The sequence below is a fragment of the Acinetobacter sp. GG23 genome, assembly GCF_057766365.1.
Map to the genome: position 1 here is coordinate 30,676 of NZ_JBYMDJ010000007.1, position 14,421 is coordinate 45,096.

At 39.9% G+C, this 14,421-nt stretch carries 16 protein-coding genes; 3 read left to right on the forward strand and 13 right to left on the reverse strand.

All coding sequences use genetic code 11. The features are described from left to right. Positions 1 to 1,936 (forward strand): CSLREA domain-containing protein (locus AC3CAU_RS11870; protein ID WP_488368491.1); only part of this gene is annotated, 1,936 nt, incomplete at its 5' end. Positions 1,937 to 2,123: 187 nt separating this feature from the next. Here AC3CAU_RS11870 and AC3CAU_RS11875 read toward each other — a convergent pair. From AC3CAU_RS11875 to AC3CAU_RS11900, 6 genes are all read right to left on the reverse strand, one after another. Further along, entirely contained in the window at positions 2,124 to 2,435 is a 312-nt protein-coding gene (locus tag AC3CAU_RS11875) for a transposase family protein (RefSeq protein ID WP_424622027.1), read from the reverse strand. A 643-nt stretch (positions 2,436 to 3,078) separates the two neighbouring features. Beyond that, positions 3,079 to 3,483, reverse strand: a complete 405-nt coding sequence (locus AC3CAU_RS11880) for a DUF3106 domain-containing protein (protein ID WP_447053405.1) — start codon at positions 3,481 to 3,483, stop codon at positions 3,079 to 3,081. After that, positions 3,473 to 3,793: a hypothetical protein gene (locus tag AC3CAU_RS11885; protein WP_447053404.1), complete on the reverse strand. Its 321-nt coding sequence runs from the start codon at positions 3,791 to 3,793 to the stop codon at positions 3,473 to 3,475. Before AC3CAU_RS11885 ends, AC3CAU_RS11880 begins: the two co-directional genes overlap by 11 nt. Continuing rightward, positions 3,790 to 4,404 carry an RNA polymerase sigma factor gene (locus AC3CAU_RS11890; protein WP_447054327.1) on the reverse strand — a complete coding sequence of 205 codons (615 nt, stop codon included), beginning with the start codon at positions 4,402 to 4,404 and terminating at the stop codon, positions 3,790 to 3,792. Before AC3CAU_RS11890 ends, AC3CAU_RS11885 begins: the two co-directional genes overlap by 4 nt. A 167-nt stretch (positions 4,405 to 4,571) precedes the next feature. Beyond that, positions 4,572 to 5,348 (reverse strand): TrmH family RNA methyltransferase, encoded by a 777-nt coding sequence (locus AC3CAU_RS11895; RefSeq protein WP_067724910.1) that lies wholly within the window; start codon positions 5,346 to 5,348, stop codon positions 4,572 to 4,574. 54 nt (positions 5,349 to 5,402) lie between these two features. After that, complete coding sequence (locus AC3CAU_RS11900; protein WP_131214900.1) at positions 5,403 to 6,377, reverse strand: class 1 fructose-bisphosphatase; 975 nt, start codon at positions 6,375 to 6,377, stop codon at positions 5,403 to 5,405. 187 nt (positions 6,378 to 6,564) lie between these two features. Between AC3CAU_RS11900 and AC3CAU_RS11905 the strand changes: the two genes are divergently transcribed. Continuing rightward, the gene (locus AC3CAU_RS11905) at positions 6,565 to 6,759 is read left to right on the forward strand and encodes an NF038105 family protein (RefSeq protein WP_131214898.1); all 195 of its coding nucleotides are present in this window, start codon (positions 6,565 to 6,567) and stop codon (positions 6,757 to 6,759) included. Between the two features lie 52 nt (positions 6,760 to 6,811). Here AC3CAU_RS11905 and pal read toward each other — a convergent pair whose 3' ends face one another. From pal to AC3CAU_RS11940, 7 genes are all read right to left on the reverse strand, one after another. Beyond that, positions 6,812 to 7,381, reverse strand: coding sequence for a peptidoglycan-associated lipoprotein Pal (gene pal, locus AC3CAU_RS11910; RefSeq protein ID WP_131214896.1), 570 nt, complete (start codon positions 7,379 to 7,381; stop codon positions 6,812 to 6,814). Between the two features lie 38 nt (positions 7,382 to 7,419). Next, complete coding sequence (tolB, locus tag AC3CAU_RS11915; RefSeq protein ID WP_447054326.1) at positions 7,420 to 8,703, reverse strand: Tol-Pal system beta propeller repeat protein TolB; 1,284 nt, start codon at positions 8,701 to 8,703, stop codon at positions 7,420 to 7,422. A gap of 205 nt (positions 8,704 to 8,908) precedes the next feature. Continuing rightward, positions 8,909 to 10,300 (reverse strand): cell envelope integrity protein TolA, encoded by a 1,392-nt coding sequence (tolA, locus tag AC3CAU_RS11920; RefSeq protein ID WP_447053403.1) that lies wholly within the window; start codon positions 10,298 to 10,300, stop codon positions 8,909 to 8,911. Between the two features lie 3 nt (positions 10,301 to 10,303). After that, positions 10,304 to 10,753: a protein TolR gene (gene tolR / locus AC3CAU_RS11925; protein WP_424622246.1), complete on the reverse strand. Its 450-nt coding sequence runs from the start codon at positions 10,751 to 10,753 to the stop codon at positions 10,304 to 10,306. After that, positions 10,753 to 11,451: a protein TolQ gene (tolQ, locus tag AC3CAU_RS11930; RefSeq protein WP_131214887.1), complete on the reverse strand. Its 699-nt coding sequence runs from the start codon at positions 11,449 to 11,451 to the stop codon at positions 10,753 to 10,755. The genes tolR and tolQ overlap by 1 nt, the downstream gene beginning before the upstream one ends. A 24-nt stretch (positions 11,452 to 11,475) precedes the next feature. Next, positions 11,476 to 11,886, reverse strand: coding sequence for a tol-pal system-associated acyl-CoA thioesterase (gene ybgC / locus AC3CAU_RS11935; protein WP_131214885.1), 411 nt, complete (start codon positions 11,884 to 11,886; stop codon positions 11,476 to 11,478). Positions 11,887 to 12,131: 245 nt separating this feature from the next. Further along, entirely contained in the window at positions 12,132 to 13,481 is a 1,350-nt protein-coding gene (locus AC3CAU_RS11940; protein WP_165494021.1) for an amidohydrolase, read from the reverse strand. A gap of 311 nt (positions 13,482 to 13,792) precedes the next feature. On the opposite strand from AC3CAU_RS11940, the gene AC3CAU_RS11945 reads away from it, so the two are divergent. After that, entirely contained in the window at positions 13,793 to 14,374 is a 582-nt protein-coding gene (locus AC3CAU_RS11945) for a hypothetical protein (protein ID WP_131214882.1), read from the forward strand. Positions 14,375 to 14,421 lie beyond the last annotated feature (47 nt).

Consider the following 14,421-nt stretch of genomic DNA (forward strand, 5'->3'; position numbering starts at 1 on the left):
ATTGTTGATTGGAGGTTCTTTAAATATGGTCAACAGTGCTATTTTAAACTCAGTCTCAGCTAAAGATGGTGGGGCAATTTATTTCGTAGCACACAAGTCAGAAAATCAAATTACTTTAAGCAATACCCTAATACAAGGCAATAACGCAAATGAAGGTAGTGTTATTGCGATGGACTGTATGGTAAATCTGGGTAAAACAAATGCGCTTATTAGTATTAATAACAGCAGTATTGTGGAAAATGGTTCAGCAACTAGCCAGAGTGCAATAGATTTATGTGGTAGCTCAAAGGTACAGATCACTGCAAGCACAATTGCAAAAAATACAGCGAATAGCAGTAATGGCAGCATTTTCCGGATGATAAATACTGGCGATCATCGTTTAAGTCCAGGTTCCGAATTATCTCTGCTCAGTAATACTATTGTTGAAAATAATGCGCATAGTACTTTGTATTATGATGATACTGGAAGTATTTCTTTAAATTTCAATGTATTGGCTTATAATAGCGGTAAGTCTTGCCGTTATGCTTTAAAAAATGGCGATTTGACAGACACTAAACGTGTTATTGGTGCTTATCAAAATGCTTTACAGCTTAATTCTGGAATAGGGCAGTGTGATTTACCAGCAACGTCTACGGCTGGGAATACTGCTTTAAATACCAATATCAATTTAAGTTCAACCGATATGTTGACCATTTTGTCACCCTATCAACCTCCATCTAAATATAATTTATTTTTACCAATGTATTATCCAATCGATAATCAGAATGCTACTGACTTGGTAAATGCGGGTGAGTCGGAATGTAGTCGCACCGATCAACGTAATCTGGCGCGCATTACAGATACCACCCATATATTAGATCCAGATCTGAACAACACCTGTGATATTGGTTCGATTGAACGTATGCGTTTAACTGCAGCGGATACGACGACATTAACAAATCGTTCTTACACCACTCTTATTGCCGAGTATCAAGCGCAAATTGACAAATTTAAAGGATATCTTGCAGATCCTGAAGCAGATAAAGAGCTTAAAACAAAAGATCAAGAAGATTTAAAAAAATATGAAGCCTTAAAACAATTTACTGAACAATATGTGCAGTATCGTGCCATATATTTTGATCCTTTCTTAAATACTTTACCAAGCGAAGAGCCTGCTTCGGATGTGAGTGGTGCAATTCAACTTAAAGCGCTAAATACCGATAACTATACGATAACGACCTATAACTATGGTATAGGTAATTTTGTTGAAAAAAATGGGGGGTACGAGTTTGTAGGAGCTGCTGATCCTAACTTTAAGTGTGAATGGAAGGAAGATCTAAAACAAATCATCATTTATCGTACAGATGGTAAAGTGGTAGATGGTCAATCTTACTGTTCATATAGTATTGCTTCTAAACTAGGCAGTTCAATCACATCTACTGGACTTATAACCGCAAATTTTATCAATATTGCTCCTATTGCAAAAGATGATACCTATTCCATTACTCCAAGCTCAAATTCGGCGCTAAGTGTTAATCCGTTAGTTAATGATAGTGATGATGGGGATGGACCGACAACACATTTAACAATCAATAAAAGTGTATTTTACAAGGATGCACAAGGGGTGGAGTTACCGATAAGGATAGAAACTATTCCTGCTGGCTTAATTGTAAATGCGGATCGGAAAGGCCCATGTCCAGGTAACGATATCAAAGACACCTGTTATGGCGGGCAGCTCTATTTTGAAGTGAAAAATACTTTTAGTCAGTTTGATTATGAGCTTAAATATAAGATTTATGATGCAGAAGGTATACCATCAAATAATGCGGAAATTAACTTACTCAATACTGAGAAGAATACAAATAATCAAGCATCAGGCGGTGGTGGAAGTCTTGGAATATATAGTGTTATAGGCTTACTAGGACTTGGCTTGTATAGAGGTCGTAGAAAGAAATAGTGAACTTGAAATTTAAAAAATGCCTTATTTAGTAAGGCATTTTTTATAAGGTATTCAAAATCTTATGAACATAAAAATATTATTTATTTAATTTGATTAAGCATGAACCCTCATAAATCATCTTTTGCTCAGTTCCAAGTTATGGATTCCAGCAATTAAATTGAATCTCAAACCAAGTCTTTTGTCTCTATTTCAATAATGTTGTGCAAAGGATTTTGAAGGTTTTTAAACTACCAAATAATTGCTCAATCTGTATTCTTGTTTTATTGATGTTCTGATTATAGTGTTTTAGTACAGGATTCAATATACAACGTTTCTTGGCTTTGAACGGCAACTGGTTATTGGAATAAAAATTATAAATTTCCTGATAGCCTTTATCTGCAAGAATAAAATCTCCGAAAAGAATCTGCTGTAAATTACGTTTGAATAGCTCGAAATCATGCACCACACCACAACTGCTACATAAACTCAGTATTTGCTGAGTTTTATACTGAATTATGGTCTGCCCTTAAAAGATACCTGTCTTTTTTTACCGCTATAGCTTTTTTTCTATTTTTTAGGCTGTTGGATATGAATTTCTATGGCATCCACGATCACAATATCCCAGGCAATACCTTAGCACTCATTTTCTAGTTGAAAGTGTATAACAGGCAAACTCTTCGGTAAATTAAAAGAGATTCAAATGAATCAAATTATCTTCTACATGACGTAAAAGTCTTAAGGCGGTTGGCTCTGAAATCCCCTAACTCATAGCCCCATGAAAAAATTCTTTCCCCCCACTAGCACGGACAAAGCAGAACTTGATCTTATAAACTTAAGTTAGGTGATCTGTCTTTGGCAGTGGTATGCATTTTCAGTTGCTCAAGTATTAAATAGAAGTTATCCATTAGATGTGAGTGTATTGCTTAAACTGGGTTTCAAAAAGTTTTTTTGAATTAATGTATTTTGTCCAGAGATTATGCAGGATAGTGCTGAAATGTGGGATGTAAATATCAATCAAAAAAGATCATTTTTTTAATTTATGAAAGAGTTCTAATATTGTTATTCGTACAAATTTTATCGTAATGATCAAAGTGGGGGATGTCGCTATTAAGCAAAACTCAAAATAATGACTATCTTTTTAGATAGCCATTATTATTAATTTAGTGACTTGCAGATTGAGGTTGTAAATATTTACTGATGTATTCATCTCGAATAGCAGGTCTTTCTTCAGGGGTTGCCTTTTGCATGCGTGTGCCTAAATCTCTACGCTCTTGGCTACTCATTTTTTGCCAGGTTTCTCGCATTTTTTGCTTTTCTTGCTCTGGCAGCTGGGTAAACCAATCCATACGTTGGTGTAAAGCGGTGCCTTGTGAGTCAGGTAGTTCTTTCAGCGATTGATAGCGCTGTATAAGTGCACGCTGTTCAGCATCTGACAGGGTTTCCCAGGTTTCTGCCACTTGAGTGTCCGCATCTTTAGAAAAAATCCAAAAACGTTCAAAACCAGCGAAACTGGTTTGTAGAAATCCGAGTGCACAAAAAGCAAATGCTAATCTTTTAGCTGCCATGGGGAACTTTATCCTCGCCTAAAACCATTAACATCTCTAAATCTTCAACCATTTGTGGTGATAATTTTGGAGTAACTACAACTTGATTCTGAGGCTTTTCAGCTATCTCAATAGAATTTGGAAATACTACAAAACCTGCAATTGCAGCAGCAAGTGCAAATCCTGACATTTTCCAAAGTCCGTAACGGGAGGTGTCGCGGTCTTGAATTTCTTCAATAACATGGTTCATCACAACAGCTTTATCTTTATGGTGTTGTGCGAGTCCATCGAGTTTGGAAGTAACTTTTTTTAAGTAATCATCTTGTTTCATTCGGATGACCCTCCAGAGTATGGATTCAAATGTGCCAACGAGTTCCGAAGACCTTGAATAGCACGGTGATAATGCGTTTTTACACTGCCTTCACTGCATTCCATGATTTGCGCAGTAGTGTATGTATCAAAGCCCTCCCAAGCACGCAGCATAAAAGCCTGTTGCTGTCGAACGGGGAGCTGAGAAATAGCTTGCTGTATTTCTTCGGCCGTTACGGCTTGATCAAGAAAATCGAATGGGCTGGGAGTATTTTCATCAACAATATCATTCAGTTCAATATCATCGTCATCGAGACTCACCTTTTTAAAAAATGAAAAAGGTTGTGCTCGCCGAACTTCTTTTCTACGCCAGTCTTGTAATTTATGGTTCAAAATGGTGTAAAACAGGGGATACCATTCATCAGTCGGCTTTTCGGCATATGTTTTGTGCAAGGAAATAAAAGCTTCTTGCACCAAATCCATCGCAATACCTTGTTGACCTTGAGTCGCACTTTCCATCATCACCAAGGCACGCCCTGTCACATCCTGCATAAAAATTTTTAGGCGCTGTTCAGCCGTACTCTTCAGAATACTCAAATTTTCCGCTTGAGACTGTTTTGGTGCTGAATCCATAGAGATGGAAAATCCTGTCATTGGACACCCACCATTATTCCTATTTTCATACATATATAACGTTAGGAATAATGGTTTGGTTGACAACAAATTTATTATTTTTCTAGTGTAGTCTATTTTTAAACATTAACAGGTGATGTTTAAAATAAAGTAACGAAACGACAGGCTTATAAACGTTGGCGAACCATCTCAAAGAAACAAATCGAACCTGCAACAGCAACATTCAATGATTCTTGTCCACCCGGCTGTGGAATAGAAACAGCTTCAGCATGCTTAAGTGCATAATCAGAGACACCTTGACCTTCATTACCCAGAATCCAAACACACTGTTTTCTTAAGTTCTTTGAGTAAAGGCTTTCAGATTGGTGCGAGCTGGTAACATAGACTGGTATGGTAAATTTCTCTAAAAGATCTTCTAAAGCAATATTTTCATAGGTTTGTAGAGAAAAATGTGCACCCATACCTGCACGTAAAACGCGCGGTGACCAGATCGAGGCTGAACCTTTGGTGCATACAACTTGCTCAATGCCGGCAGCGGCAGCTGAACGTAGCAAAGTTCCCACATTACCCGGATCCTGGATATTATCTAGGATTAGAGTGTCTTCTTTAAAATTTAAGGCTTGATTTGAACTCGGTAAATCAACAATTGCCAAACATGCCAAAGAAGTGCCTAAGGTACTTAGGTCGTTGTATAAAGCTTCACTGAGTATAAAAACATTACCGTCGTACAAGGATACAATTTTTTCTAAATCAGGATGACTATAGGCAGCTTCAGTGGTGAATATAGAATTAATGCTTCGATTCTGTTCTAACCAGGCAAGGCTTAAATGGGTACCTTCAAGTACCGTTTGACGATTCTTTTTACGGAATGAACTTTGCTCAATCAATCCACGTAGGTGTTTGATTTTTGGATTGTCTTTTGATTCAAGAAAAAAAGCTGGCATGGGAGAGTTATCCGTGGAAGTAAGCGACAAATACGCTTACTTCCATTTTTTAAATTAATGGTGGTAGTGAGTAACTAAGTCAACTTCATTTTTAGAGCCAATCACAACAGGAACACGCTGATGCAATTCGGTCGGTTGAATTTCTAAAATACGAACACGGCCAGTGGTAGATGCGCCACCCGCTTGTTCCATCAACATACTCATTGGGTTTGCTTCATACATTAAGCGAAGACGACCGGCTTTTTGAGGATCTTTCGTGTCGTATGGATATAAGAAAATACCGCTACGGCAAAGAATACGGTGAATATCACCCACCATACAAGCCACCCAGCGCATGTTGAAGTCTTTACCACGCACTGACGTTTGACCGTCTTGAAGTTCACCAATATAGCGTTTTACCGGTTCTTCCCAATGACGTTGATTGGATGCATTGATAGCATATTCTTTGGTATCGGCAGCGACCTGAATATTTTCAGAAGTTAATAAAAATTCTTGAGTTTCAGGATCGAAAGTGAAGAATGCAACACCTGCACCTACGGTAAGCGCCATCATAGTAGAAGGGCCATATAATACATAACCCGCAGCAGCCTGATTTGTACCGGGTTGCATGAAATCCTCAGCTTTCGTCACGGCATTTTTAGCCGGCAAAATAGAGAAAATTGTGCCGACACACATATTGATGTCGATGTTGCTTGAACCATCAAGTGGATCGAACAATACCAGGAACTCACCATTTTCTTGAGCCGGAGTGAAATCATCGAGCTCTTCTGAAGCCAACCCGCCTACATGTGGATGAACTTTTAAAGCGTCGATCAAGTAATCATTCGAAATAACGTCAAGTTTCTTTTGTTCTTCACCTTGTACGTTTTCGTGTTGTGCGCTACCCAAGACACCTGCCAAAGCTCCTTTTTGTAATAACTGATCGATGGCTTTACATGTATTACCAATTGTTTCAATTACTTGAGCAAGTTCAGGTGTTAAGTTCCCTGATTTTTGTTCTAGAAATTGGGAAAGGGTGAGGTATGACATGTCAGGAAAACTCCAATTAGAAAATGATAAAAAATTATCAAAAGAATATAGGCAGTCATTTTAGATGAGAACGCGGCAAAAGAACAATTAAACTCGACTATTTGTCGTGATTTTACTCTTGTAAGTTCTGTGGAAAATGCTATGTTGAGGAACAACGGGTATTAAAAATCGTGATAGGAGCCCAGTTATGACAACGCAAAAGTTTGATGCGACTCCAACGCCAAATGAAGCTATGAATTTAGATGATATTTCTGACGAAAAAGTGAAAGAAGCCTGGAAGGCTTATGAAGCAAAACCAGAATATAAAAAATTCAATAAGCATGATCTAATCGAATCCATGCAAAGCTCAAATGATGAAGTTGAAAATTCTGAACAAGCTTAAAATACAAAAAAAGCGCTTAATCAAAAGATTAAGCGCTTTTTTATTCATGCCATTATTTTAATAAAGGTGGAACAGCTTCGTAGTTCAGTTCTACACGGCGGTTTTCTTTCCATGCATTTTCATCATGGCCAGCATTAATTGGCATTTCTTTACCATAGCTTACGGCTTCTAATTGTGTAGCAGCAACGCCATTGGTAATGAGGAAGCTTTCTACTGCTTTCGCACGACGCTCACCCAAAGCCATGTTGTATTCACGTGTACCACGTTCATCGGTATGACCAGTTAAAGCCACTTTTGAATTTGCATTGGCAACAAGAAATTGTGCATGGGCCTGAAGGGTTTGATAGTCTTCGTTAGAAAGATCACTACTGTCATAGTTAAAGTGAACTACACGTTTTGCCAAGAATGCTTTATTTGCTGCAGTCACACCTTTAGAAGAAGCACCTGCCAGGTTTTGCGCACTTAGGGCAGCATCTTCACTTAAGCCTTCAGTGCTTACTGTGCCTGCTCCAGATGGATTTTGTCCTGCTTGAATTTCAGCTGCAGGTTTACGGCTGGCACAACCGGTCATCACTAACGCTGTTGCAAGAACAGGAAGGACTAATAATTTAACTGCTTTCATCTTTATCTCCATGATCATCATTGCTTTAAATTAAATTGTTATTTAGGGGCCCAAGCAGGTTCACGAACCTCACCTTGTTCACTTGGTAAATTCATGCGGAAACGGCCATCAAGCGACATAATGGACAATAAACCCCGATTCCCTTCACGCGTTGCATAGACCACCATTTGTCCATTCGGTGAAAAGCTTGGTGATTCATCCAAACTGGTTGGGGTTAGAATGTTGGTAATGCCGGTATTAATATCCTGAATAGCAACTTTGTAATTGCTGCCACTTGGACGATGGACTAAAGCAACTTTTTTACCATCCGCACTTAATGTGCCGCGTGCATTAAATGCACCACGGAAAGTCAGGCGCTTAGTTGAAGCATCGGCAAAGTTATAGGTATAAATTTGTGGTGAACCGCCCCTGTCAGAGGTAAAAATAAATGATTTACCATCTGGGGCATAACGTGCTTCTGTATCAATGGCACTGTCATTGGTCATACGTTGTAACTGACGTGTTTCCAAGTTCATTTGATAAACTTCAGGGTTGCCATGTAACGATGCAGTAAACAGCATGCTTTTACCATCTGGCGAGAAACTTGGTGCACCATTTAAACCACGGAAACTCGCCAGTTTTTCACGCTGACCTGTGGCTAAGTCTTGTACATAAATCGCAGGACGTTTAGTTTCAAATGAAACGTAGGCAATTTTTTTCGCATCGGGTGTCCAGGCCGGTGACAAAATTGGATCACGAGAGTTCAGAATAGTTTTTGGCTGTTCGCCATCTGTATCTGCAATTTGTAGAGTGTAGCGCTGTTCAGGAGTAGCCGGGTTACGTAGCACATAAGCAATACGTCCACTAAAGTCACCTGCAATACCGGTCAATGCCTGATAAATTGCGTCACTAATCATGTGGCCGGCTTGGCGAATACGTGAAGCAGGAACAGTCAGCAATTCATTTAATAAATACTTCTGTTTTTCGATATCGTAGAGTTGATAATGAACCTCAAAACTACCATTTTCTGTTGTTTTTACTGTACCGGTGACCACATAAGGAACACCTGCAGATTTCCACGCCTCTGTATTTGGGGTGTTCATACTCGCTGTTGCAGGCAGGTTTTTTGAAGCACTTGAAAATTTGCCTGAACGGTTTAAGTCATTTTCCACAATAGGATAAATGCTTTGATCATTATTAAATGGAATAATGGCAATTTTCGGTGCTTCTTCTGGTGTCTTAGTAATTTCTAAATGCAGTTGTGCATAAGAGTGGGTTGCTAAAACAGGACTTAAAGCTGTCAAAATGGTTAGGCAAAGTAGATGTTTACGTGTCATTTCCATCATCCGCTACGTACTCTAAAAAATGTAAATTATTGTGAATTCGGCTGTGTCACATAATGGCATGATTTCGAATGATTGAAAGCCCATCATAATGACTAAACTGTTATAAGACTGTGAAAAATGAATAAAATTTTACCATTTTTAGCAACAGTTAAGTTCAACTGTCAAAAAGCCACATCGATCAAGTTTGATGTGGCTTTTTATTTTATTTCGCAGTAAAGCTTGAAGTAAAGGTTCTTGCTTCACGTCGTGCATCTGGATCGGAAGGCATCGGGTAAGGAGCGGCTGCACGTACAGCGGCTTCTACACTGGCTTTCATATCCGGATCACTTGAGTTCACAATGACCGATTGAACAGCACCACTATCACTTAAAGTCACACGAGCAGTGGCTTTTTGACCAGATGAGCCGCTTGGAATATCCCAAGCACGTCTAACTTTATTTTCAAAGTCACGTTTTGCAGTTGAGGCAATTTTCTTTGCTTCAGCTTTTTTGGTCGCGGCTTCTTCAGCGGCTTGTTTGGCAGCGGATGCTTTCGCTTCTTCAGCTGCATGTTCACGCGCTTCTGCATCCGCTTTAGCTTTATTGGCTGCATCCGCTTTGGCTTTGTTAGCCGCATCCGCTTTAGCTTTTTCAGCAGCTTCAGCTTTGGCTTTATTCGCAGCATCTGCTTTAGCTTTATTCGCTGCATCCGCTTTGGCTTTTGCAGCTGCGTCCGCTTTGGCCTTATTTGCAGCATCGGCTTTGGCTTTATTGGCTGCATCGGCTTTGGCTTTATTTGCAGCATCGGCTTTGGCTTTATTGGCTGCATCAGCTTTGGCTTTTGCAGCTGCATCCGCTTTGGCCTTATTTGAAGCATCGGCTTTGGCTTTATTTGCAGCATCAGCTTTAGCTTTATTGGCTGCATCCGCTTTGGCCTTATTTGAAGCATCGGCTTTAGCTTTATTTGCAGCATCAGCTTTAGCTTTGTTAGTCGCATCAGCTTTGGCTTTTTCAGCGGCATCTGCCTTGGCTTTTGCAGCTGCGTCCGCTTTGGCTTTGTTAGCGGCATCCGCTTTAGCTTTATTAGCCGCATCGGTTTTGGCTTTTTCAGCAGCATCGGCTTTGGCTTTTGCAGTTGCGTCCGCTTTGGCTTTATTCGCAGCCTCTGCTTGAGCTTTTAATTTATTGGCTTCAGCTGCTTTTGCCTGTTCGGCAGCTTTCTGTTCCGCTTTTTTCAGAGCCTCAGCTGCAGCCTTGGTTTCCTGTGCAGCTTTATTTACATCAGGCTTTGCTGATGCTAGTGCTGGTGTAGGAGGAGTAGGTTGCGTAATGGGAATAACAGGGGCATCTTCAACACTTGGTTTTGCGGTTTGTTGTATCCGCTCTGCCACCTTTTCATGTGCTGTTTCAGCAGAGTCGGTCTGTTCTAAAGGCATAGGTTCGGGTGGTAATAAATCTTCGGGTGTGACCAAAACCATTTTAATCTGTTTAGGTGGCTCGACCGGTTTACTCATGCCCAAAAAAAGTAAGCCAGTCATTGCCACTACATGGACTCCAAGGGTAAATCCAAGCGCAATTGTTTTTTCTTTAGATTGTGGCTTTTTGAAATCTTTCATACTTTATTCTAGAGGCTTGGTTAGTAAACTAACTTGTGTTAAACCAGCATCTTGAAGACCTGACATTAAAGCCATGACCTCTCCATAAGGACGTGTGGTAGCACCATTAATAACAACATTCATTTCCTTGTTATCATTTTTGGCTTGGGTTTGTGCCTCAATTAAAATACTTGTTAACTGAGCCAAATCAACAGGACCGTTTTTCTGGTTTTTATATTCCAGATAATACAGACCGTCTTTATCCAGGGTCACGATTGTTGGTGCATCTTTAGATTCGATGGGATTGCCATTGGCTTGAGGTAAATCGACTTTAATCCCACTGGTGATCATGGGTGCAGTGACCATAAAAATCACCAAAAGTACTAGCATGACGTCGATATAAGGGACGACATTCATCTCACTTTTTAAAGGCTTTTTGACACGCTCAAAGCGTCCAGAACGCTGAATTGCCATTAGTCATTTTCCTGTGTAGAACTCACAGTTTGACGTTGTAATAGCGCCACCATTTCTTCAGCAAATAATGCGCGGTCAGAATAGACAGTTTCACCTTTAGCAGTGTAATGGTTAAAGGCCAATACAGCAGGAATTGCAGCAAAAAGACCAATCGCTGTTGCAATGAGGGCTTCGGCAATACCGGGAGCTACCGTTGCCAAAGTAACTTGATCAACATCTGCCAGACCAATAAAGGCATTCATGATGCCCCAAACCGTACCGAACAGACCGATATAAGGTGCAACAGAACCAATACTGGCAAGTGCGCCCAAGCCTTGTTCAAGCAAACCTTGGTCACGGCTTAAACCGACACGTAAAATACGTTCTGTACCTTCAATCGTTTGTGTAGCAGGAGCTCGGAATTTTTTAAGTTTAAAAAACTCGCCAATGCCTTGATAGAAGATATCTTCCAGACCGGTACGTTTGGAATTGAGTTGGGCGTTGTTGTATAGGGTATTAAGTTCAGCGCCAGACCAGAAGATTTTTTGAAAATGCTCATCTTCAGCCTGGGCCTTTTTATAACTCATATGTAACTTGGCAATCAGATACCAACTGTATAAAGATGCTAGCAGGAGCACCAACATGACCAGTTGAACGATGGGACTTGCTTGTAAAATAAGATCTGATATGTGTAAAGATGATTCTAGTTGTGTTGCCATAGTTACAATGTGCCAATAAATTTTTTAGTCTTGTCCTAACTCTTTTAGAATTAGATTACGGATTTCCTCAGGAAGCCGTGTTGGACGCATGCCGTCTACACTAATACATGCCAATTCGACTTCTCCAGATGCAAGCATGATTTCACCACGATAAATATTTTGTTGCAATACAAAAGATGTTGCTTTACATGAAACAACACTCGCAGTCACCGTAATCAGATCATCCATGAGGATTGGACGTGAATATTTCACATTTATTTTATGTACCACAAAGTGATAATCTTTTTGATGCCAGTAATGCTCAACGCCTGCCGCACGTAACCATTCGGTGCGGGTGCGTTCCATAAAACGAATATGGTTTGCATGATAGACAATGCCACCTGCGTCAGTGTCTTCAATATATACACGAATGTTAAATTCGAATTTATTCGTCATGATTGGGTCCCATTTTTCAATTCAGTTTTATGGATTTAGCTGCACTTTTAGCGGATTGAAAAAACTGTGGAAATGACGGTTTTTGCGCTAAGAGTCAAGCTATGTAACGCATTGCAGTTTATCATCATGAGAGTTGAGTCCAATGGCACAAGGTTTCAAATGAGATCTATTCTGTATTGAATTAGCAAAACCTTTAGAGCTAAAAAAGTGAGCAAAGGATGCTCACTTTTTTGAAAAAATGTATTTTATTTTTTTGCAGCGTGCATCTTTTTCCAGTCTGCCTGTACCTGTTCGGCAACTTTTGGATAATCCAGGACGAAGCGCACATGGCTTTCTACTCCGGTTTTTAAAGTTGCATTATCGACGATAAATAACGGGTTATGGTTAGGTGCAGCTTTCGCCATGTCTTGATCGGCAGGGGTTGCGCCGACAAAGACGAACAAAGATGGCATCAGCTGACCATAATAAGCAAAATCTTCACTGGCACTGGCATTGTTGTCCAGCACATGCAGTTTATCTTCGCCATTCACTTGCGCAAGTGTAGGTTGCATCAGCTTGGTTAAGGTTTTGTCATTGGTCGTCACAGGCGCGTATGGGGCAATTTCTACTTTTGCAGTCACATTATTGGCTGCGGCATTATGTTCAACCATTTTTGGTAAGTCTTTTAAAATACCTTGGCGAACATTTTCACTGTTGGAACGAATAGTGCCGACCATATTCACCTGATCGGGGATGACATTACCGGTTGTACCGCCGTGAATACTGCCAATACTGACTACGCCCATGCCTTGGGTCAAATCAGCATTACGACTGATTAAACTTTGCATGTTGCTGATCATTTGTGAAGACGCATAGATTGGGTCACGTCCGAGCCAAGGCATAGAGCCATGTACCTGTTTACCATTGACTTGAATACGTAAATGGTCGGCACTGTTCAGAATCGCGCCATCTTTATACAGGATATTGCCGCTTGGCATGCCTGCCATTACATGCATACCGAAAATGACTTCCGGTTTAGGATTATTCAATGCACCATCGGCAATCATTTTACGTGAACCAATTAAATGACCTTGAGTAAAGTTATCAATATCGGCACCGCCTTCTTCAGCCGGCTGGAATACAAAGACTACAGTACCTGCAATTTTATCTTTATTGGCTGCTAAAGCTTTGGCTGCGCCCAATAACATTGCGGTATGCGCATCATGACCACAGCCGTGCATGACATGAGTTTCTGCACCTTGATAAATGGCTTTGGCTTTACTGGCATAAGGAAGACCAGTTTTTTCTTCAATCGGCAGGGCATCCATATCCGCACGTAATGCCATCACTGGACCCGGTTTCGCCCCTTTAAGTACACCAATCACACCTGTTTTGGCATAGCCTTTACGCACTTCAATGCCATAAGATTTTAACTCTTTTTGTACCAGCTCAGAAGTTTTGAATTCCATATTTCCAAGTTCAGGATGTTGATGAATGTGTTGGCGAAGCTTAATAGTATGTGCTTCAACATTTTTAACGGAATCATCAATCCAGTCTGCAAAGCTCAGTTGGCTGCAAAGGATAAGGGGAAGACAAAGGGAGATCTGCTTGTACATGTTCATATCTTGGGAGAACCTTAAGAGTTTGAAATAGTTAAAGTGACTCTATAGAATTGCATATTGTTTTAAATTTAACCAAAACCCTGTAGGTATCTTAAATATACCTTTAAGGTATGCTTTATTTTAGTGATTGGAATAAAAGGTTTTTATTTATACTTTTACTTTGTAAATTTATGTATTTTACTTTGAAATTAGCATCTAATGAGTTGCGGTTGTTGCAAGAGTTAGTTTTTGGATCTGTGTCCCAGAGATTTAATTCGATTCAATTTATTAAGTTGTTACAGCCTAGCTAAACATTCGAGATTTAAATGAGTCGCTTTTTTAAATATATAGTTATTTTCGCATTGGGGTTCGCACTGTGGAATTATTGGCTGAAACCGGATAAAGGCATTTCAGATGCGGCTGATTATCAAAGCATAGAGGGAGTGCAGCAGTTCAACGGTTACAGCATGACGAGTTTACAGCCTTATACGGGAGAGTTTCGGGTTTTATCGAGAGAAAATTATAACTTTGGACGTGAATCGGAAATTAGCCCGGTCGATTTTGCTTTGGGATGGGGAGCCATGGCAAATCCTGCCGTTTATAAGCAGTTGTCTATCCGGCAAAGTAATCGTTGGTATTACTGGCGTTATGAAAATGCTCCACCTATTCCAGTCAATGAAATTTCAACCCATAGTGCCAATACGCATTTAATTCCTGCAACAAAAGCAATCGCCAAACAACTGGCTCAAATTGATCAAGACAATTTGATTTATTTGAAAGGGCATTTGGTGGAAGTAAAAGCACAAGATGGATGGACATGGCGGAGCTCTTTAAGTCGTGAAGATACAGGCGGCGGTTCATGTGAGTTAATGTTGGTGGAAGAAGTACGCGTTATTTCTAAGTTATAAGTATCCAATTGCTTAAAATAAATAGAAAAAATTTAAGATGATTTCAA